Origin of the sequence: Paenibacillus sp. FSL K6-2524 (genome assembly GCF_038005525.1) — a bacterium.
Lineage (GTDB): Bacteria > Bacillota > Bacilli > Paenibacillales > Paenibacillaceae > Fontibacillus > Fontibacillus anaericanus.
This window is the reverse complement of the sequence record NZ_JBBOSP010000001.1, coordinates 4,254,991-4,277,115: the sequence shown is the minus strand read 5'-3', so window position 1 is coordinate 4,277,115 and position 22,125 is coordinate 4,254,991. Positions and strand designations below refer to the sequence as shown.

At 44.1% G+C, this 22,125-nt stretch carries 16 protein-coding genes and 2 tRNA genes; 17 read left to right on the top strand and 1 reads right to left on the bottom strand.

Annotated elements, in window-relative coordinates; all coding sequences use genetic code 11:
• The first annotated feature begins 90 nt into the window (after positions 1–90).
• The 10 genes from lspA (at position 91) to pyrE (ending at position 12,365) form a co-directional block, all read left to right on the top strand.
• Entirely contained in the window at positions 91–591 is a 501-nt protein-coding gene (lspA, locus tag NST85_RS19725; protein ID WP_127191109.1) for a signal peptidase II, read from the top strand.
• A 35-nt stretch (positions 592–626) separates the two neighbouring features.
• Positions 627–1,535 (top strand): RluA family pseudouridine synthase, encoded by a 909-nt coding sequence (locus NST85_RS19720; RefSeq protein WP_370877672.1) that lies wholly within the window; start codon positions 627–629, stop codon positions 1,533–1,535.
• A 471-nt stretch (positions 1,536–2,006) separates the two neighbouring features.
• Entirely contained in the window at positions 2,007–3,260 is a 1,254-nt protein-coding gene (locus NST85_RS19715) for an LL-diaminopimelate aminotransferase (protein WP_341190162.1), read from the top strand.
• Between the two features lie 471 nt (positions 3,261–3,731).
• Positions 3,732–4,271 (top strand): bifunctional pyr operon transcriptional regulator/uracil phosphoribosyltransferase PyrR, encoded by a 540-nt coding sequence (pyrR, locus tag NST85_RS19710; protein WP_127191106.1) that lies wholly within the window; start codon positions 3,732–3,734, stop codon positions 4,269–4,271.
• A 5-nt stretch (positions 4,272–4,276) separates the two neighbouring features.
• Complete coding sequence (locus NST85_RS19705; RefSeq protein ID WP_127191180.1) at positions 4,277–5,188, top strand: aspartate carbamoyltransferase catalytic subunit; 912 nt, start codon at positions 4,277–4,279, stop codon at positions 5,186–5,188.
• Between the two features lie 54 nt (positions 5,189–5,242).
• Positions 5,243–6,535, top strand: coding sequence for a dihydroorotase (locus NST85_RS19700; protein WP_341190161.1), 1,293 nt, complete (start codon positions 5,243–5,245; stop codon positions 6,533–6,535).
• Positions 6,536–6,569: 34 nt separating this feature from the next.
• Positions 6,570–7,706, top strand: a complete 1,137-nt coding sequence (gene carA / locus NST85_RS19695; protein WP_307396226.1) for a glutamine-hydrolyzing carbamoyl-phosphate synthase small subunit — start codon at positions 6,570–6,572, stop codon at positions 7,704–7,706.
• A gap of 1 nt (position 7,707) precedes the next feature.
• A complete protein-coding gene (carB, locus tag NST85_RS19690) occupies positions 7,708–10,920 on the top strand; it encodes a carbamoyl-phosphate synthase large subunit (protein ID WP_341190160.1) in 3,213 nt (1,070 codons plus the stop codon).
• 72 nt (positions 10,921–10,992) lie between these two features.
• A complete protein-coding gene (pyrF, locus tag NST85_RS19685) occupies positions 10,993–11,727 on the top strand; it encodes an orotidine-5'-phosphate decarboxylase (RefSeq protein WP_341190159.1) in 735 nt (244 codons plus the stop codon).
• On the top strand, positions 11,724–12,365 hold the full coding sequence (pyrE, locus tag NST85_RS19680) for an orotate phosphoribosyltransferase (protein WP_341190158.1): 642 nt from the start codon (positions 11,724–11,726) through the stop codon (positions 12,363–12,365). Before pyrF ends, pyrE begins: the two co-directional genes overlap by 4 nt.
• Positions 12,366–12,450: 85 nt before the next feature.
• On the opposite strand, the gene NST85_RS19675 is transcribed toward pyrE, so the two are convergent.
• Positions 12,451–14,067 (bottom strand): S-layer homology domain-containing protein, encoded by a 1,617-nt coding sequence (locus NST85_RS19675; protein ID WP_341190157.1) that lies wholly within the window; start codon positions 14,065–14,067, stop codon positions 12,451–12,453.
• 205 nt (positions 14,068–14,272) lie between these two features.
• Between NST85_RS19675 and NST85_RS19670 the strand changes: the two genes are divergently transcribed.
• The 7 genes from NST85_RS19670 to NST85_RS19640 all read left to right on the top strand — a co-directional run bounded on the left by NST85_RS19670 (position 14,273) and on the right by NST85_RS19640 (position 21,943).
• Positions 14,273–15,094: an ABC transporter ATP-binding protein gene (locus NST85_RS19670; protein WP_307396214.1), complete on the top strand. Its 822-nt coding sequence runs from the start codon at positions 14,273–14,275 to the stop codon at positions 15,092–15,094.
• Positions 15,057–16,145, top strand: coding sequence for an efflux RND transporter periplasmic adaptor subunit (locus tag NST85_RS19665; protein ID WP_341190156.1), 1,089 nt, complete (start codon positions 15,057–15,059; stop codon positions 16,143–16,145). Before NST85_RS19670 ends, NST85_RS19665 begins: the two co-directional genes overlap by 38 nt.
• Positions 16,145–19,030: an ABC transporter permease gene (locus NST85_RS19660; protein WP_307396211.1), complete on the top strand. Its 2,886-nt coding sequence runs from the start codon at positions 16,145–16,147 to the stop codon at positions 19,028–19,030. Before NST85_RS19665 ends, NST85_RS19660 begins: the two co-directional genes overlap by 1 nt.
• 1 nt (position 19,031) lies before the next feature.
• Positions 19,032–19,925, top strand: coding sequence for an ABC transporter ATP-binding protein (locus NST85_RS19655; RefSeq protein ID WP_307396209.1), 894 nt, complete (start codon positions 19,032–19,034; stop codon positions 19,923–19,925).
• On the top strand, positions 19,922–21,424 hold the full coding sequence (locus NST85_RS19650; RefSeq protein ID WP_341190155.1) for an ABC transporter substrate-binding protein: 1,503 nt from the start codon (positions 19,922–19,924) through the stop codon (positions 21,422–21,424). Before NST85_RS19655 ends, NST85_RS19650 begins: the two co-directional genes overlap by 4 nt.
• Positions 21,425–21,775: 351 nt before the next feature.
• Positions 21,776–21,849 (top strand) — tRNA-Met (locus NST85_RS19645).
• A 20-nt stretch (positions 21,850–21,869) separates the two neighbouring features.
• Positions 21,870–21,943: transfer RNA gene (locus NST85_RS19640), tRNA-Ile, on the top strand.
• Positions 21,944–22,125: the final 182 nt, after the last annotated feature.

Genomic DNA, 22,125 nt, shown 5'->3' with positions numbered 1-22,125 from the left:
TTCCCGCTGTGCTACAATATACAAGGCGTATATGTGGTTAATTCTGCCTCAGATGTTGGCAGGAAGACGAAAAACGAGGTGACTTACTGCGTGGTATACTATCTAATCGCATTGATTGTTTTTCTTATTGACCAAGGAACGAAGTATTTGATCGCAACTAGAATGACTTTGGGAGAACAAATCCCGGTTATTGGCGACTTCTTCCTCATCACATCTCATCGCAACAGTGGCGCGGCATTTGGCATATTAGAGGGCCGTCGGGTGTTTTTTATTTTAATAACAACTGTTGTTGTAGTAGGGATTATTTGGTTTTTACAAAAAGTGAAGCACACTCCAAACAAAATACTCCCTTTAGCACTTTCGCTTGTTTTGGGCGGAGCACTCGGGAACTTTCTGGATCGCGCAGTAACTGGGGAAGTAGTTGATTTTCTTCAGCTTAATTTCGGGAGCTATACGTTTCCGATATTTAACGTGGCGGACTCCGGCATTGTTGTAGGAGCTGTGTTGATTGTACTAGATTCATTGCTTGAAATGCGCAGAGAGAAACAAGCTGCACTTTCAGGACAAGAACAACAAGAGGAGAACGTATGAACGATAACAAAACCTTTGCTGATACGGAAAGTGGAATGATGGAGTGGAAGGTAGAGACTGCATCAGCCAAGGAGCGGATTGATAAATATGTTAAGGCGCTGCTAGGCGAAGATATGTCACGTAGTCAAATCCAGCTATGGATTCAAAACGGAGATATCACAGTCAATGGTGCGCAAGTCAAAGTGAACCATAAAGTGGCCGAAGGTGATTTGGTAACATTGATTATACCTGCACCAGAATATACAGAAATTGTTCCTGAGCATATTCCACTAGATGTTTATTTCGAAGATAAAGATGTAATTGTGATCAACAAGGAACGCGGTATGGTCGTCCATCCTGCTCCAGGACATCCGTCGGGCACGCTTGTGAATGCTTTGATGTATCACTGTCAAGATCTCTCTGGCATTAATGGAGAATTACGCCCTGGCATTGTTCATCGCATCGATAAGGATACTTCTGGTTTGATCATGGCTGCTAAGAATGATAAAGCACATGCATCACTTGCTGCTCAGCTTAAAGAGCACTCGGTAACTCGAAAGTATTTTGCGCTTGTTCACGGTAATTTGAGTCATGATCAGGGAACTGTTGATGCCCCAATTGGCCGGGATCCACATGATCGCAAAATGTATACAGTAATTGACCGCAACAGCAAGGAAGCAGTCACACATTTTCAGGTTGTAGAGCGATTTGGAGATTATACACTGTTAGAACTGAAGCTCGAGACAGGCAGAACACATCAAATTCGTGTTCACATGAAGTTTATCGGTCACCCGATTGTAGGTGATCCGTTATATGGTCGGAGTAAAGGTATTAAGATGAATGGACAAGCATTGCATGCTGCAGTTCTCGGTTTTGTTCATCCTTCAAGTGAGCAGTACTTGGAATTTACTGCACCGCTTCCTGACGATATGGAGGAAGTGCTTCTTGCACTTCGTAATCGATAGGAGTATCTGTTATCTGTATGCTCTGATTGAAACACCCCGAGTGTCAGTTCCGTGTAATTTCGGAATTGACGCCCGAGGGTGTTTTTTTTAGTTGTGTAATTTTGGCTCAATCTAGATATCAGTGGTTGGCTAGACGAGCGAACAGAGCGAAGGGTCGGAGGGATTCTGAAGAAACTAAAAGCTTTCCTTAGGAAAGCTACATCGGAAGCATAAGCTGTGTTCGCCTTTAAAGCCCTATTTCAACCACTAATCCTTTTCTATTCAAGAAATAAGGCTTTAACAGCGATCGCAAGAACCCTCCGAACCCGTAGCGATTCATTTAAGAGGCGTCAATCACTGATTTTGGCATTGAGCCGTAATTGTAGTCGAAAAATAAAAAAGTACAAACGTTGTGGTAATTAATCCATTCTATAAAAACCCGCCATCCTTCATATTTATAAAAGTAGATTTTCTTGAAGGAGATGGATAGTTATGACGATAGAGAGTTATCAAGATACTTATATTCAAGGGCAATTTGCGGATCGTATCGGTGGAGAGAATTACGGTAAGGATACAGCCATATATAAGTTTGAGAAGATTAAACGTGCTAAAGCGGCAGCAAAAAGGGATTATCCTAACGTAGAATTGATCGATATGGGAATAGGCGAACCTGATGATATGGCAGATGCCGGGATTGTTGCCAAGTTGGCTGAGGAAGCTACCAAGCTAGAGAATCGAGGATATTCAGACAACGGAATTCCAGAGTTCAAAACCGCCGCCGCCCGCTATTTGCAGGACGTGTTTGCAGTAGATGGAATGGACCCAGTTACGGAAATCGTGCATTGTATCGGCTCCAAGCCAGCGCTTGCTATGCTACCTACCTGTTTCATTAATCCGGGAGACATTACGATTATTACAGTTCCAGGTTATCCGATTTTGGGAACACACACGAAGTATTTGGGTGGCACAGTTTATACTGTAGAGTTAACGGAAGAGAATAACTTTTTGCCGGACTTGAACTCAATTCCAGAAGAAGTGGCCTATAAAGCGAAGCTCCTTTATTTGAACTATCCGAACAATCCTACAGGCGCGAGTGCAACGAGAGAATTTTTTGCGAAAGCTATTGCATGGGCTAAAAAATACAATGTTGTTATAGTTCACGATGCTCCGTATGCCGCATTAACTTATGACGGACAAAAACCGCTAAGTTTCCTCTCTGTCCCTGGGGCAAAAGATGTTGGTGTTGAGCTTCATTCGTTGTCTAAGTCTTATAATATGACTGGATGGAGAATAGGCTTTGTAGCTGGTAATCCACTGATCGTCAAAGCATTTAGTGATGTAAAGGATAACAATGACTCTGGACAATTTATCCCTATTCAGAAAGCAGCAGCGTATGGATTAGCTCATCCAGAAATCACTGAATCTATAGCAGCCAAATATTCCAGACGTCATGAGATGTTGGTTGCAGCATTAAATGAACTTGGGTTTAAGGCAAAGAAACCAAAGGGATCGTTTTTCTTATATGTAGCGGCACCAAAGGCAGTTGTTGGAGGGCCTACTTTTGAGACAGCGGAGGACTTTGCTCAATATTTGATTCGAGAAAAGTTAATTTCGACAGTACCGTGGGATGATGCAGGTCATTATGTCCGTTTCTCGGTAACATTTGAAGCAAACGATGAAGAAGCGGAAAAGGCAGTTATTTCTGAAATCAAGGCTCGTCTTGGTGAAGTTAAGTTTCAGTTTTAAATTTGCTGGAATGGGATGGCAAGGAGAGGACACGAAGAAAGAACGTGTTCTCTTTTTTTGTTTCCTTTCTGAAAAAGTTAACATAGAACGTTATTGTATAATTATTATATTTAATGTATAATTATAAGACAAGAGACATTGCTTATGCACAATAGAGAATCAATTATACAATTTGTCTTGCGTGGGATTACAATTTTTTACCAGGTTCGTTGTCTTGACAGGTTTAGCGCATTCTGTCATAATTCATGTAAATCAATATGAACCTTTAATTCAGTCCCGTGAGGCTGGCAAGGTAACGTGAATGGGTTTCTTAGGGAGACTGCGCTTATGGCGTTGGTCTGCCTTGGATCCACATGACAGTCATGGTTGTAAACTGTGACTAAAGACTCCTTGCCTAAATATAGGTAAGGAGTCTTTTTTTGCGCCTATCACGGTACCGGGTAAAATCATTGTCCTGAGGAGGCAAAGACTATGAGTACCGAAAGTCACATTATTATGGATGAAACAGCAATACGACGGGCTCTAACAAGAATTGCACATGAAATCCTAGAGAGAAACAAAGGGATCGAGGGATGTGTGCTTGCTGGTATCAAAACAAGAGGGGTATTCCTTGCGAAAAGGCTGGCTGAGCGGTTGGAAGAGATCGAAGGAAAGGCAATCCCTTGGGGAGAGCTGGATGTTACTTCATACCGGGATGATCGTGCTGAAGTGGCTACAGAGCGAATTTCCTTCTCAATACCGATTCACGACAAAAAAGTGATTTTACTTGATGATGTTCTATATACAGGCCGGACAATTCGCGCAGCCATGGAAGCAATCATGGATTGTGGACGGCCAGAGTCCATTCAACTAGCGGTACTGGCGGATCGTGGGCATCGTGAGCTGCCTATCCGCCCAGACTATATTGGTAAAAATGTTCCTACCTCCAAGGTGGAAGAAATTGAAGTTCTTCTTCAGGAAACTGACGGTATGGATCAGGTTAGAATTTTGCAATCACGTGGGGGACAATAGACATGATGACGATGACATCTGCAACATTGAAAGATCGGAGCTTGCTTGGCCTAAAGGATCTGAGTGCGACTGAGATCACTTCAATACTGGATCGGGCAGCTTACTGGGAAGGACAAAGTGAGAAGGTCACACCCGTTCTGAAGGACAAGTTTGTTGCGAATATGTTTTTCGAGAACAGTACCCGTACTCGCTTCTCTTTTGAAATGGCACAGAAACGATTAGGTGCGGAGGTATTGAACTTCTCATCTGCTGTATCTAGTGTCGAAAAAGGGGAATCGATTTATGACACGGTTCGCACGTTGGAATCGATGGGGATCGACGCAGGAGTCATTCGTCTTAAACCTGCAGGTGTGTTGGAACAACTTGCATCAAAGGTGTCGGTTCCACTTGTCAACGCGGGTGATGGTAACAATGAGCATCCTACACAAGCACTACTAGATATGTTTACGATGAAACAACAGTTTGGTGAGTTGAAAGGTCTTAAGGTGTCGATTATTGGCGACATCAAACACAGCCGGGTAGCTCGCTCAAACCTCTGGGCGCTGCAGAAGCTTGGCGCTGAAGTGAAATTTACTGCACCGGAAAGTATGCAGGCGCCTGAACTGGCAGCATATGCCCCTTATGTATCGATGGAAGAAGCGCTCTGTGCTGATGTCGTGATGATGTTGCGAGTACAGTTGGAACGCCATGCAGTAGGGGTTTTGAAATCGGCTGATGAATATAGGCTGCAATATGGGATGACAGAGGCCAGAGCTGCGAAGCTTGCTCCACACGTGATGATCATGCACCCTGCTCCAGTGAACCGGAATGTCGAAATTGACGATGCAGTTGTAGAGCATCCGCAATCTCGAATATTCAAGCAAATGGAAAATGGAGTACCCATTCGCATGGCAGTTATGGAAAGAGCGATGAAATAGGAATCTAAATTGAAGCATGACTTCAATTGCACATTAAAGAGCGGAGGTTTATACATGCAACTTATCATTCGGAACGCTAGTGTTTTGGATAACAATGGTGAATTAGTACAAAGACATATTCTTTTGAAAGACGGATTAATTGAGGCTATTGAAGAGAATTACGCTACGTTCCCTGAGGACAATGCTGAAGTTACAAGTATAGATGCTGCTGGCAAGCTAGTTACACCAGGATTCATCGATATGCATGTGCATTTGCGCGAACCTGGTTTTGAACATAAGGAAACGATTGAGTCAGGCTCAAGATCTGCTGCGAAAGGTGGATTCACAACGATTGCATGCATGCCAAATACACGTCCAGTAATTGATACTCCTGAGACTGTGAACTTGGTAAAAGAGAAGGCAGAAGCTGCTGGTCTAGTAAATGTTCTACCCTATGCGGCAATTACAAAGAATGAATTGGGACGCGAGTTAACGGATTTTGCAGCTTTGAAAGAAGCTGGAGCTATCGGTTTTACCGATGACGGTGTTGGAGTCCAAAACGCACAAATGATGAAAGATGCTATGGCACTGGCACACTCCCTGGATATGCCGATTATCGCTCACTGTGAGGATAACTCATTAGTAGTAGGGGCCCCTGTAGCTGAGGGAGAGTTCGCAAGACGGCATGGGTTAAAAGGTATTCCAAATGAGTCTGAAGCGATTCATGTCGGTCGGGACATTCTGCTTGCTGAGGCAACGGGCGTTCATTACCATGTGTGCCATGTCAGCACAGAACAATCGATTAGACTGATTCGTCAAGCTAAATCAATAGGTATTCATGTTACTGCTGAGGTTTGTCCGCATCACCTCATTCTGTCCGAAGAGGATATTCCCGGCATGGATGCCAATTGGAAAATGAATCCTCCTCTACGCTCCAAAAGAGATGTTGAAGCCTGCATCGAAGCGCTGGAAGATGGTACGATCGATATCGTCGTGACCGACCACGCCCCACACAGCGAGGAAGAAAAGGCCAAAGGAATGGAACTTGCACCTTTCGGAATAGTTGGTTTCGAAACGGCGTTTCCACTACTATACAGCGAGTTTGTCGAGAAGGGTCGCTGGAGTCTTTCCTTTCTGATCGAACGGATGACTAAGGATCCAGCTCGTGTATTCGGTCTTCAAGCGGGGAGACTCGAACCAGGCGCTCCTGCTGATCTAACCATTGTGGACTTGAGTAAGGAGCAAGCCGTTGATCCTGAGACATTTGCATCTAAAGGACGTAACACGCCATTCATCGGCTGGAAACTTAAAGGCTGGCCGGTTGCAACTATTGTGAACGGTAATGTGGTTTGGTCCGAGCAATCATAAAATATAAAATTGATCATAAGGAGTGCTTCGAAAAATGAAAGCAAGATTGTTATTGGAAGACGGAACGCTGTTTACCGGAAAATCATTCGGAGCCGAAGGCGACATGACTGGAGAAGTCGTTTTTAATACAGGAATTACAGGTTATCAAGAGGTATTGTCTGATCCTTCTTACTGTGGACAAATTGTAACGATGACATATCCACTGATTGGCAACTACGGTATTGCCCGTGATGATTTCGAATCTATCGCCCCATCCATTCACGGATTTGTTGTACGCCGTTATGAACCAACGCCAAGTAACTGGCGTGCACAATATAATCTAGGAGATTTGCTGAAGGAATATAACATTCCGGGGATTCATGATATAGATACACGTATGCTTACTCGGATCATCCGCCAACATGGCACAATGAAGGGGATTATTACAACCTCTTCTAAATCAGATCAAGAGTTAAAGGAAATGATGGCAGCAACGTCCATCGAAGAACTTCGCAACCAAGTAGCACAAACTTCAACGAAACATATTTACACTAGCCCGGGTGCAAAAGAACGGATCGTACTCGTTGATTTTGGAGCTAAAAGCGGTATTCTACGTGAATTAAATAAACGCGATTGTGATGTAATTGTGGTACCACATGATACAACTGCTGAAGAAATTCGCCGTCTGCAACCGGATGGAATTCAATTATCCAATGGCCCTGGGGACCCGAAAGATGTGCCTTACGCAGTTAAGATGGTCTCAGAGCTACTTGGTGAGTATCCAATCTTCGGTATTTGCTTAGGTCACCAGTTGTTTGCACTGGCTTGCGGTGCGGATACACAGAAACTGAAATTTGGTCATCGCGGTGGGAATCACCCTGTGAAGGAACTGCAATCAGGACGTTGCTACATCACTTCACAGAATCATGGTTACGCAGTAACGGATTCTTCAATTGCAGGTACAAAATTAGAAGTTACCCACATCAATAATAACGATAAAACGATTGAAGGCCTTAAGCATACTGAATATCCGGCTTTCTCGGTACAATACCATCCAGAGGCAGCGCCAGGACCGTACGATAACAACTATTTGTTCGACCGCTTCCTAGAAATGATTCAAGAACATAAGCGGCTTAACCCGCAAAGATCTCGTCAGGCTGAACTTATGGCCGCTGCGAAAGGAGAACTATAATATGCCGATTAATAAAGAACTCAAAAAAATTCTAGTCATTGGTTCCGGTCCGATTGTAATCGGCCAGGCTGCCGAATTTGACTATGCTGGAACTCAGGCTTGTCAGGCACTAAAAGAAGAAGGCGTTGAAGTAGTTCTCATTAATAGTAACCCCGCTACAATTATGACGGATACAAACATGGCGGATAAAGTATATATCGAGCCAATTACTCTGGAGTTTGTCTCACAAATCATTCGTCAAGAACGCCCTGATGGTCTATTGCCTACTCTTGGTGGACAAACCGGATTAAACATGGCTGTAGAACTTGCACGCGCCGGTGTATTGGAACGTGAGAATGTGAAACTCCTAGGCACACAGCTTACTTCCATCGAGAAAGCGGAAGATCGTGATTTGTTCCGTGACTTGATGCGTGAATTGGAACAACCTGTACCAGATAGCACGATCATCACTACAGTGGATGAAGCCATGCGTTTCGCCGAAGAGATTGGTTATCCTGTCATTGTGCGCCCAGCATATACCCTTGGTGGTACAGGCGGTGGGATTTGCGCAACAGAAGAAGAGTTGCTGGAGACAGTCGCTTCAGGTATCCGTTACAGTCCGATTGGTCAATGTCTAATTGAAAAATCGATCGCCGGTATGAAAGAAGTAGAATATGAAGTTATGCGCGATGCGAATGATAACTGTATCGTAGTTTGTAACATGGAGAACTTTGATCCCGTGGGTGTACATACTGGTGACAGTATCGTTGTTGCACCGAGCCAGACTTTGTCTGACCGTGAGTACCAAATGCTCCGTTCTGCATCACTTAAGATCATCCGTGCACTGAATATCGAAGGCGGATGTAACGTACAATTTGCTCTGGATCCACAGAGCTTCCAATACTATGTAATTGAAGTTAACCCGCGTGTCAGCCGTTCATCGGCTCTCGCTTCCAAGGCAACGGGATATCCGATCGCCAAAATGGCAGCGAAAATCGCATTAGGCTACACTTTGGATGAAATCGTGAACCCAGTTACAGGTCAAACTTACGCTTGCTTCGAACCAACGCTCGATTATATCGTCAGCAAAATTCCACGTTGGCCATTTGATAAATTCGTGCATGCAAACCGCAAACTCGGAACTCAAATGAAAGCGACTGGCGAAGTAATGGCAATTGGACGGACATTTGAGGAATCCATTCAAAAAGCGGTTCGTTCACTTGAAATTGGTACTCATCGCCTGTACTTGAAAGGCACAGAGGAACTGGATGCTGAAACGTTAGACCAGCGCCTAATCCAAGCAGACGACGAAAGATTGTTCTTAGTAGCCGAAGCGTTCCGTCGTGGCTATCCGTTGCAGAAGATTCAAGATTTGAGTCAAATCGACTGGTGGTTCTTGGATAAGATCGAGCGTCTCGTGAAGTTTGAGAGTGATATCGCAGCTGAAGCTACTTTGTCATATGAAACTCTTTATGAAGCAAAACGTCTAGGTTTCACAGACCGGGCTATTGCTGAGCTTCGTGCAAAGGTTCAACCAAGCGGAAGTCATCTGACTGAAGTGAGCGTGACTAATTTCCGTAAAGAGCATGGACTGCGTCCAGTTTATAAAATGGTTGATACTTGTGCCGCAGAGTTTGAGGCATCTACTCCTTACTACTACTCCACGTATGAGACAGAGAACGAAGTTTTGCGCACAGATAAAGAGAAAATCGTTGTCCTCGGTTCCGGTCCGATTCGGATTGGTCAAGGTATCGAATTTGACTACTCTACTGTACATGCGGTTTGGGCGATTCAAAAAGCAGGTTATGAAGCGGTGATCATCAATAATAACCCGGAGACAGTGTCTACGGATTTCAATACGTCGGATCGCCTTTACTTTGAGCCTTTGTTCTTCGAAGACGTAATGAACGTTATTGAAGAAGAGAAGCCAGTTGGTGTAATTGTTCAGTTCGGTGGTCAAACTGCCATCAATTTGGCGGCACCACTACAAGCGGCAGGAGTACGTATTCTGGGGACTTCCTTGGAGAGCATTGATGAAGCGGAGGATCGCAAGAAATTCGAAGCGCTCTTATCCAAACTTAACATTGCCCAGCCGAAAGGGAAGACGGTTACTTCAGTGGATGAGGCAGTAGGAACAGCCCAGTCACTTGGATATCCGGTTCTTGTACGACCGTCCTACGTACTTGGTGGACGCGCAATGGAGATTGTATATACGGATGAAGAATTGTTGAAATACATGACAGAGGCCGTTAACATCAATCCAGAGCATCCGGTATTGATTGACCGTTATATGCTTGGTAAAGAAGTGGAAGTAGATGCAATCTGTGATGGTGAAACTGTGATTATTCCAGGTATCATGGAACATATAGAGCGGGCTGGGGTTCATTCAGGTGATTCCATCGCAGTATATCCGCCACAGCACTTGTCTGCAGAGCTTAGCGAGAAAATCGTGGATATCACGATCAAAATTGCAAAAGAATTAAAAACGATTGGTCTAGTAAACATCCAATTCGTTATCTATAAGAATGAAGTTTATGTTATCGAGGTTAACCCACGGTCATCTCGGACAGTACCATTCTTGAGTAAAGTGACGAACATCCCGATGGCAAACGTTGCGACTCAGTGTATTCTCGGTACGAAGCTGAAAGATTTGGGCTACGTAGATGGTTTGTGGCCAGAAAGCGATTATGTCTCTGTTAAAGTTCCTGTATTCTCCTTTGCGAAACTTCGCCGTGTTGAACCTACACTCGGTCCTGAGATGAAATCGACGGGTGAGGTTATGGGACGCGATAAACAGTATGCAAAAGCGTTGTACAAAGGTCTTATCGGCGCAGGTATGAAGATTCCTACATCGGGTGCCATTATTGCTACTATAGCGGATAAAGACAAGGACGAAGCTGTTAGATTGCTACGAGGCTTTTACCATATGGGTTACGAGATTGTTGCGACTGGTGGAACGGCTGCTGCGCTTGTTGAGGCAGGAATTCACGTGACCACGATCAACAAATTGAGCGAAGGTTCGCCGAACATTCTGGATTTGATCCGCAATGGTAAAGCCCACTTCGTAATCAATACTTTGACAAAAGGCAAGGAACCTGAGCGTGATGGTTTCCGCATTCGCCGCGAAGCGGTGGAGAACGGAATCGTCTGCATGACTTCATTGGACACTGTTTCTGCCTTGCTGACGATGCTTGAGACGATCAACTTCTCATCCCAAGCCATGCCTTCCCTTTAAATTTAAATCTAAAAGCGCGGCTCCGGAAGCAAATGCTTCGGAGCCGCAAGCATGACAGGAGGAGAATAAATTATGGGTACTTTTAATCAAACTGCTGGTCGTCTGATGGTTGCACTAGATTATCCTGCTGTAGATGAAGCTAGAAAGCTAATCTCATTATTGGAAGGTATCCCCTGTTATATGAAGGTCGGCATGCAGCTCTATTATGCGGGTGGTCCTGATTTTGTGCGTGAACTAAAGAGTCTTGGTTACTCTGTATTTCTTGATTTGAAAATGCACGATATTCCGAACACCGTGAAAGGTGGTGCGAAGAGCATCACCCAGCTTGGAGTGGATATGTTCAACGTTCATGCTGCAGGCGGAGTAAAGATGATGTCAGCGGCGAGAGAAGGGGCTAAAGAGGCACTTGAAATAAACAGCTCTCTCACGATGCCACTCATAATTGCAGTGACACAGCTTACAAGCACGAATCAAGGAATGCTAAACGGAGAAATCGGTATTCCAGGCACAGTTGAGGAAGCTGTCGTATCTTATGCAGTGCTTACTAAGAAGGCTGGCCTTGATGGTGTGGTTGCTTCCCCTTTAGAAGTGAGTTCCATCAAGGAAAGATGCGGCCTAGACTTTCTGACGGTTACCCCAGGCATTCGTCCAAGGGGTAGCGAAGCGGGAGATCAATCTCGGACTTTGACGCCAGGAGAAGCGATCCAGCAAGGTACAGATTATATTGTTGTGGGTCGCCCAATTACTGCAGCTCCAAGCCCTCGTGAGGCGGCGGAGCAAATTATAGAGGAGATGAAACTTAAGTGATAAATAATAATGAAATTGCCGCGCAAATCGCAGGAAACCTTTTAGAAATTGGAGCAGTTGCATTACGTCCGCATGAACCATTTACTTGGACATCCAGTATTAAATCTCCGATCTATTGTGATAACCGCCTTACAATGTCTTTTCCAGAAATTCGTGATTTGATTGCCGAATCTTTTGCAGCAGTGATCAGAGAGTCTTATCCGGATGTAGAAGTAATCGCAGGAACAGCAACGGCTGGCATCCCTCATGCAGCCTTTGTTGCCCAGAAGCTTGGGTTACCAATGGCATATATCCGCGATAAAGCTAAGGGCCACGGCAAAGAGAATCAGATCGAAGGGATCATCAAACCAGGACAAAAAGTGGTTGTTATTGAGGACCTAATCTCTACTGGGGGGAGTTCGCTTAAAGCAGCAATTGCAGTAGCTGAAGCCGGCGCAGAGCCACTTGCAGTGCTTGCCATATTTAGTTACCAGTTAGACAAAGCGGTGAATGCATTTGCTGAGGCAGGTATCCCACTTCAAACACTGTCCAATTACACGGCTTTGATCGATGTGGCTGTAGAGCGTGGCGTAATTAAGGCGGATGATCTAGCACTTCTGCAATCATGGCGTCAAGACCCGGCATCCTTTGGTAAATAATTATTATAGGTAGATAAAGTGAAAGCCAGACCCCTAAACATAGGGTCTGGCTTTTTAAGTCTGATACTAATAAGTGATCGAATCTTTATTTAAAATTATAAGATGAGTACCTTTCTGCATTCCTAAGGCTTGTCCAAATATCGGGGGTCTCCCCACCTATAGACCAGTATGCGAATCCAGCGATTTGTCGATCAACCGCCATCTGATACTTGAGAGAAAGAGATCGTGCTTCTTCTAACCAGAGTCTATGGGCTATTCCGCTCTTGTAATAATCCACTATATATTGTCCAATCTTACTGTCCCATACCGGAGAGATCCCGATACGCTTTAACAATTCTGCTTGTTCTACGAGTGATATATCTTCCGAGGACAGGGCAGTTCCTTTTTGGTTTACAGTCCAGTCCCTATTGTAATGCGGTAGGGCCAAGATGACCTTATTAGCAGGGACTTCTTTCAACAAGGTGTCTAAGCCGCTACGTACCCACGGCAAAGAGGCAACAGGTCCAGGACTTGAGCTACCAGACCAGTGCTCGTCATAACCCATTAGAACAATATAGTCTGCGTTCTGGCCTAACAAACGGTAATCAAACACTTCAGTCCAATCTGATCCCAAATCTGGCGAAACGTCAACTGACAGAACGGCACCGATTGAATGTAGTTGTTCACTTAGGTTTGTAACAAAGGCTGAGAAGTTCTTCCGATCAGCGGGAGCCACATTCTCAAAATCTAGGTTAATCCCGTCTAGTTTATATTTAACAACTAATTCCTTGATCTTTTGGACGCCTGCTGCGGAACGTTGGGGAGAGCTAAGGAACTGATGCGTTATTTCCTGGGAAGAACGATTACCTAGTAGCGGCCATACTTTCTTCCCATTGTTTGTTGCCCAAGTTAAGAGGGCTGAGTTGGTATAATCACCAATAGTCTCATCTTTATCGAGAAAAAACCATCTTGGTGATAGAACGTTAACATTTGAATTCTGGATACTTTGTTCATATTCCTTAGTAGTCTGGCCATATTGCCATCCTAGTTGTATTTTAGTAGTTTTATTCTCGGCTTCTAATACAGTAGACCAGCGTTTGTTTTGCAGCAGACGGTCCAATATTACGGCAGTTTCCTGTCGCGTTATAGCTTGGTTAGGATAAAATCTCCCTTCATTCCCTTGCATTATTCCTAAGTTGGAAATGGTAGATACATAGGGACGCGCCCAAACAGCAATAGCTGAGGCGTCTTTAAATCCGGATGAGGTAGAAGAAGTCGATTGTTTCAATGCCCGAATAACCCAGGCTGCAGCTTCTTGACGGGTAAGCGGCTTATTGGGCTCAAATCTTCCTTCTCCCACGCCATCGGTTAGGGCAAGTTCAGTTGCAGTTTGAACATAGCCATAGTACCAAGCAGTAGTAGGTACATCTTTATATGCCGGAACTCTTGAGGATGAAGAAGGCTCCAGTCGGAGTAAACGTATGAGGGTAGTCATAAACTCTGCACGTGTTATCTTCTTTGTTGGTGAGAAGAGTTCAGAGGTTGTTCCGTTCATTATATTGTTCTTATGGAGATTAATAATTGCTTCCTTAGCATAGCTACTCTGTATATCGATAAATGGTTCAGTAGATTTCTTTTCTACTGTTGCTGAGAGTGCACTTATAGAAATTAGGGAAGAGAGAGTAAGAGTAGTTAGTAGGAAAATTAATTTAATTCTTTTCAAAATAGAACCTCTTTTCAATCAATTATGATAATATTTGCTATATTAACAGAGTGACTCCCAGAAGTCAGGGTGAAGATTATGGAAACAAAAATATCAATATCGTAAAATTCATTGTAACTTTTTGGCATGTGATTTCGTCTATAATGCAAGGCGTGATAGTTTTTTATAGAACGAAAAATTAGGAGACATAGGAGACCGATACACGATGATGCAATGGTTTCGCAAACCTGTAAAATCTGTAGAGCCAGGTGAATCAGTTGATTCCGAAGTGGAATTGTCGGATCTGGATTTAGATTCCGAGGTGGAATCGTCCGATCTGGATATAGGCCGTGTCACGACAGAAGAGGAAATTAGTGGTCCTATTTTGTCTGTGAAAGAAGTGCATCGGTCTTTTCCCGTTGGTGGGGGCGATATTCATGTATTAAAGGGGATTAATATGGAAGTGCTGCCCGGTCAATTGGTGATGCTAAGAGGCAGATCCGGATCGGGAAAAACGACGCTGCTTAATATGTTAGGTGGGCTCGATCAGCCAACGTCGGGGGAAATAATATTTTCCGGGCAACCTCTACACGAGCTCAGTGACGATAAACGGACGGAGCTAAGACGAGATCAATTCGGATTTATCTTTCAGGCATACGCTTTGTTACCACTGTTGTCCGCTTGGGAGAACGTCGAGTTGTCACTTAGAATGGCGGGAGTACCCCCTCAGGAATGGAAGAAAAGAGTAACCCACTGTTTGGAGATTGTGGGTCTAGGTAAACGGATGTTTCACAGGCCTAATGAATTGTCTGGTGGGGAGCAGCAGCGGGTGGCAATTGCCAAGGCAATCGCACATCGGCCCAAGCTGCTATTGGCGGATGAGCCGACAGCCAATCTGGATTCACAAATGGGAGCTCAAGTTATGGCTGTATTTAAGAACATCATACATACGGAGCAAGTTACGATTTGTATGACTACACACGATCCTACAATCTTGGAGGTAGCGGACCATGTTTATGAAATGGTGGATGGAAAATTTGTTGAATAAGAAGTGGGGACTAACTCGGGCATTAGGATTGTTATCATTAACTATAGTTCTGCTCACAGCATCTGGTTGTTCTTTGCTTCCGAATGAACAGCAGGAAGAGGATCTACCGGTAATTACGCCACCGACAGTATCCAAGAAACCGGAATATGAGGTGCGTTTAGGGCCAATAGAGAAGTCAGTAACTGCTGTTGGTAAGCTGATGAGTCAGCGTGAAGAAGCATTATATTTTACAGACGATGGATTACATATTAAGAATGTTCTTGTCAAAGCAGGAGATAAGGTTAAAGCTGGTGCTGTACTTATTGAATTGGATGTAGAAGCTTTAGAGAAAGATCTTCGGAAGGCACAATTGGATTTCCGTCAGCAGGAAATATCGATGAAGGAAACGCTGCGCAAAAAGGAAGAGATGGATGATATTGAATTTGAGAAGGCCTCCATCGTATTTGAAGAGCAGCGTCAAGCATTAGTTGATCTGGAGAAGAAAATAGCAGATGGAAGTCTTAAGGCTCCTTTTGCGGGAACTATAGTTTCGCTTAGTGCTGAAAAGGGGGGAGTTGTGAAGAGTTACGAGTCCCTTGGAATTATTTCTGATACATCATCACTCGTTGTCGCGGCTTCTTTCGCTAAAGAGGACTTAGAGAAGCTTTCAGTTGGAATGAAGGCGACGGTAGATATTAATGCTGCGGGTGTTTTTGAAGGTAAAGTGAAAGTGATGCCGAGCAACACGGGCAGCACTGATAACGGTAATGGCGGAAATAACCAGCCGAAGAAGGATACAATTGATCAATATCTCATTGTTCAATTAGATAAATGGCCGGCTGATATGGAACGCGGACGTCAGCTTGGTGTTAAAATCATTACCGAGCGGAAGGAAAATGCAGTGTTAATCCCGATTTCTGCACTACGTTCAATCGGATCTCGTACCTATGTTCAGGTCATTGAGGAAGATGGAAGTAAGCGTGAGGTTGATGTGGAGGTTGGCATGCAAACACCAACGGATATGGAAATCCTTAAAGGACTCACACCGGGGCAGAAAGTAGTGGGTCGTTAATGGGAGCTCCACTTATACGTTTCTTGTTCCGTAAAATGTGGAACACGAAATGGCTGACACTGAGCACTTTACTTGGACTTATCGTCGCTGTTTCGTTTACGGTAAGTATTCCGATGTATTCCGATGGAGCGCTTAAGCGAGTTGTATCAAGTACCTTAATCGCTGAAAGTGAAGGACTACCAGCAGGTTCCCTGCTTATGAGTTATCAAGGCCCTGGTGGGTCCAAGACAGACGTTGCTGGTTTAGATGCAGTCAATCAGTACATCACGGATGAAATCCCTCAAGAGATCGGTTTTCCTCATGAGGCGTATGTTAATACTCGGGCCATCCGTGGCACTGAGGTGTATCCTCAAGATCCTACCAAAGTAGATGCAAGTAGAACTAGAGCCATGTCGTTGATCTCGATGAGCGGACTGAAGGATCATATTTCGATCACAGGAGGTCAATTGTTCTCTGATAGCGCAGATGGCGAGAATATCGAAGCGTTAATGCTGGAGGAGGCGATGTACCGGCAGGATTTGCATGTGGGTGACATTATGGAATATCCAGTGGCAAGCGGGCTGGATATCACCTTGAAGGTAAAGATTGTAGGTACCTTCCAAGCAGAAAATGAAACCGATCCTTACTGGTATCAGGGCTTCGAAGGAGTAATGAATACCTTCTTCATTAACGAGAAAGTACTTAATGAACATTTGCTGAGTAAATTGAAGGTTCCCTTGCATAACTCATCTTGGTATTATGCATTTGATCTCCGTGAGATCAAAACCGGACAATTATCACCTTTATCCAGTACGCTGGATCGTCTCAATATTGAACTGTACCAAAAGTTGAAAGATACGAAGGTAGATATATCGTTTGGTAGCCTTCTGGATGACTTCCGCAAACAGAGTCTGCAAATGCAAACACTACTCTTCACACTGGCTGCACCGATGATTGCAATGGTGTTCTATTATATTGTGATGAATTCACGCCAATCGTTGGATAAGCAACAAGGCGATATTGCAGTCCTTCGTAGTCGAGGTGCGTCGACCAAACAAATTATTTATATTTACCTGCTAGAAGGATTATTACTTGGAGCGGTTGCTTTGGTAATTGGTCCCTTACTGGGTTGGTTTATGTCTAAAAGCATTGGGTCGGCCAACGGTTTCCTGACGTTCGTTAACCGGAAGTCTATCCCTGTTGGGTTTAATCTGGATGCTTTTCTATTAGGTGTGGGAGCTGTAGTCATTGCAATATTGGCTACGCTATTACCTGCAATCTCTTATGCAAGGTCATCGATTGTGAACGCGAAGCAGAAGCAAGCACGTTCTGATCGTCTTCCTGGGTGGCAGCGTTGGTACCTTGATATCGTCTTATTGGCTGTTGCGGGATATGGATATTATTTATTCATTGAACGGCAAATGCTGACGTTCCAGACAGGTATGACGACGGATGAGCTTCAAGTTCAACCATTTCTGTTCTTTGTACCGGCACTAGCTATATTTGCTATAGGACTGTTATTCTTACGTATTTTCCCTTGGATATTGAAATTGATCGGCTGGCTGGGCAAAAAGTGGCTACCCGTTCCTTATTATTTAAGCTTAACCCAGCTCTCACGTTCAGCATCATCATATTATCCACTTATGATATTGCTTGTTCTTACGCTTGGTTTGGGCGTATATAATGCTTCAGCTGCGCGGACGATTGACCTAAACTCGACTGAGCGGACGCTTTATAAGTATGGCGCGGACGTTGTAATGCAGACGGTATGGGAATCAACAGCGGAGATGTCGAAACCTTCGAAGAATGGGAATAATCAAGGTGGCTCGGGTCAGGGTGGTGGCTCAGGCGGTCAACCGGGCGGTGGTGGTCAGGGAAACGGTCAAGGCAACCAGCAACCTACCAAGCTTATTTATTCGGAACCTCCATTTGAAGTATTCCGTAAGCTAGATGGTGTTGAAGCTGCCGCAAGAGTTCTTCAAACCAAGAGTAATATTATCGTGTCAGGTCGTTCGGCCGGTCAAGGTATTCTAATGGGAATTGATAATGTTGATTTTTCTAAAGTCGCCTGGTTCCGTAATGATTTGTTCCCGGTGCATCCTTTTCAGTACTTAAATTTGCTAGGTATGAATGAAAGTGCTGCTTTGGTACCATCAAACCTCGCGGAGAAATACAAGCTAAAAGTGGGAGATATCTTTACTGTCTCAGTCGGTGAGACAACTATTGATTTAGCAGTTTACGGTATTATACCTTACTGGCCAAGTCAATATCCCGATCAAACCCCATTTGTCATTGCTAATTTGGATTATATCTACGATCAAGGTCCTTTGATCCCGTACGAAGTTTGGCTGAAGATGAAGCCTGAAGCTAAAGTAGCTCCAATCATGACTAAGTTAAGTGAACAGGGTGTGGATCTGTATTCGGTGAAGGATGTACGGAGTGAACTAGCGACTCAGAGTAAGCATCCGACCCGTGGTGGAGTATTTGGGATTCTAAGCTTAGGCTTCCTCGTATCGGTCATTGTTTCCCTGATCGGTTACGTGTTGTATTGGTTCTTTAATTTGTCAGGTAGGGTTGTACAGTTTGGTATTTTAAGGGCTATGGGATTATCTCGCAAACAACTAACCCTTATGTTGTTAGCGGAACAAATCTTGACAGCAGGTCTGTCCATTACACTTGGTATTGTCATTGGTAAGGTAGTAGGGAAGTTGTATCTTCCATTCCTACAAACAGCTGATAATGTTACGACTCAGGTGCCTCCGTTCCGAATTGTATTTAACTCTCAGGATACTCTCCAGTTATATGTAGTCGTCCTGGTGATGTTATTGCTCGGCGCAGGCTTACTCTTCTGGCAGATTCGTAGACTTCGTGTGCATCAGGCTGTCAAAATGGGAGAGGAGCGTTAAAATGATCCATTGTGAGGGTTTAGTTAAAATCTTTAAATCCGAGGATATTGAAGTTGTTGCGCTCCAGGGACTTAATTTGACTGTTGAGCAAGGCGAAATGATGGCCATTATTGGTAACAGCGGTAGCGGTAAATCTACGTTGTTGAATATTCTTGGTGGACTCGACCGGCCTACAGCCGGTCAAGTGTCCGTCGGAGGATGGGATCTGCTAAAGATCCAAGATGACCAATTGGTTGAATACAAACGCAAGACCGTTGGTTTCGTCTGGCAGAACAATGCTCGTAACCTACTGCCTTATTTGACGGCACTGGAGAACGTTGAAATGCCAATGATGCTCACGGGTAAGGTAGACCGTGATTATGCTAAACAGTTGTTAGAATGGGTGGGTCTCAAACACCGCATGCACAATAAACTACACCAGCTCTCAGGGGGAGAACAACAACGGGTAGCTATTGCCATATCATTATCAAATCGCCCGAAGATGCTTCTTGCAGATGAACCAACAGGTTCAGTTGATACCGCGACATCGGATCAGATTATGAATATCTTTCGCGAAGTTAATCGTGAGGTTGGTATTACGATTGTAATCGTTACCCATGATTTAGCGCTCGCGAGCAAGGTAGACCGAGTAGTCGCTATTCGAGACGGTTTGACGAGTACTGAGTTTTTGAAACGAAATCCCAACTTAGATGCAACTGCTATGGAACAAGGCTTCTCAGGTGGCGGGCTTCAGGAAGTGCATGAAGCGTTCGTCGTTGTTGATAGAGTGGGCCGACTTCAGGTTCCGAAAGAGTATCTGGAAGCAGTAGGGATTGGTGGCAGAGCCAGTATGGAGTTTGATGGCGAGAAGATTGTAATCACCGCACCGAAATCATTGGAGGGGGATAAATCATGATGGCAAAGAACCGGAAGTTACAAAAAGTATTGACTGTTTCTCTCGTAGCAACATTTGGGATGGGACTGCTTGCTGGCTGTAATGGGGGTAAGGCACCTGCGAGTAAAGAGGAGAAGGTACTTCGTATCGGCGTGTTGTCCGGTGGATATGACGATTCATATTTTCGTCAACAGTATACCGATATTTACGAATTCACTAATGAGAATATTAAGATAGAAATCGTTCCAGCTATTGATCAGAGTCAATATCGTTATAATGATGGGACAGAAGAGTACGTTCAACCGGACTATCTAGAAAGCATGAAGAAAATCATGACTGGTAGTAACCCCGTTGATATCGTGGTTTCTGACACGAGTACTCTCAAACAATTGATTCAAGAAAACCTATTAAAACAGTTAGATCCTTTGATGCAAGAGGATAAGTTTGAAACAACGGACTTCGTTCCAGCTGTTATTGATGGGATTAGAGATTTAGGCGATAACCAAATATACGCGTTATCTCCTTCCTTCAGTTCTTCTGCACTTTTCTATAACAAAAAAATGTTTACGGATGCTAACATTGATTTCCCAACGGACAAAATGACGTGGGATGAAGTATTCAATTTGGCACGTCGTTTGACTAAAGGTGAAGGGAAGGATCGTGTATATGGCTTCTCCTTCAATCGTTATAGAGGGAGCGATCCATATTGGGATATGCAGACCTATGTAAGTGCCTTACAAATGAAAACTTTTGATGATAAGGCAGAGACTATGACAGTTAATACACCACAATGGGTGAAAATTTGGGAGACCATGAGTAAGTTATCTAAAGATAAGATTATTCCGGATAATGCTAGTTTGGAAATGGATAGTGGTGAGAATTGGAATGCCATCAGCAGCGACTTGTTCTTGTCAGGAAAAGTAGCTATGACCATTGGTGAGAGCTATTATGTTAATGAGATTGCCGATGCGAATGATAACGCCGCAAAGATCAAAAATTATACGCCGATTGATTGGGATGTAGTGACTATTCCTGTTCATCCAGAGAAACCGGATATCGGTGGTAACATTTGGCTGAACAATACATTCTCAATCAACAGCAGCGCGCCGAATGCTGAAACAGCTTGGGATTTCTTGAAGTTTATAAATAGCGAAGAATGGGCGAAGCTTAAATCACGTGGAAGTTATGAAATGGTAGCTCGTAAATCATTCATCCAACCTAAGCAAGGTCAGACGTATAACATCCAAGCGTTTTATTTATTGAAGCCACTTCCGCCAAGCAATCCTAAGGATGATAAAATGATGATGGAAAAACCAGGCTTGTATAGCATAACAAACAGTGGTCGGAGCTCCTTCCAGGAAGTAATCGATAATAAGAAAACGCCTGAAGAAGCGCTTAAGGACTGGGAAACCAAAGGTAATAAAATGCTGCAAGAGATCAAAAACAACCCGAAAACTCAGTTCCAAGAGGACGGTACACCGTTTGTACCTGAAGTCAGTGGGGCTGCGAGAGCAGGGTAAAGTTTAGTGTGTTCTGTGAGTCGCCAGATTAATTCTGGCGGCTTTTTTTGGTCGTTCTTGGGTATTCTATAGGATAGGTGAGGAAGGTTCAACAATACAACAGGAGAAGGGCTGGATGAATTATGAAATGGATATACTTTAACAAATTGTACAGAACTAAGTTTCAGGCAGGGTGTTTGGCAAAGAGATTGGAACAGGATGGATGGATATATGGGTTTGATGAAATGAGGGAAGTTGAGATTTTTCGTTCCCGGAGAGGTAAATTTGGGGTGCGGTTTATTCCTTAATTAAAATCGATGCTTGACAGTCCACCCCGTAATAGGGTATATTATTACTTGTCGCTGTTATTGACGCGGGGTGGAGCAGCTCGGTAGCTCGTCGGGCTCATAACCCGAAGGCCGCAGGTTCAAATCCTGCCCCCGCAATCTATTTTACCCAGTTTTTCGGGCCCTTAGCTCAGTTGGTTAGAGCGGTCGGCTCATAACCGATTGGTCGGGGGTTCGAGTCCCTCAGGGCCCATAATGTATGCACAAAACCCTCTCTTGCTAAGGCATGGGAGGGTTTTTGCGTTGTTGCTGGTATATACTATTTATTTCGGCGATTTTGCTCGAGAGAGATTTTAGTATCGACAGCCTTTAATATGTATAATAAAGAGGCGCTTTTACGTGTAATTATATGGTTTGCATTTTCCTTGATTTCTG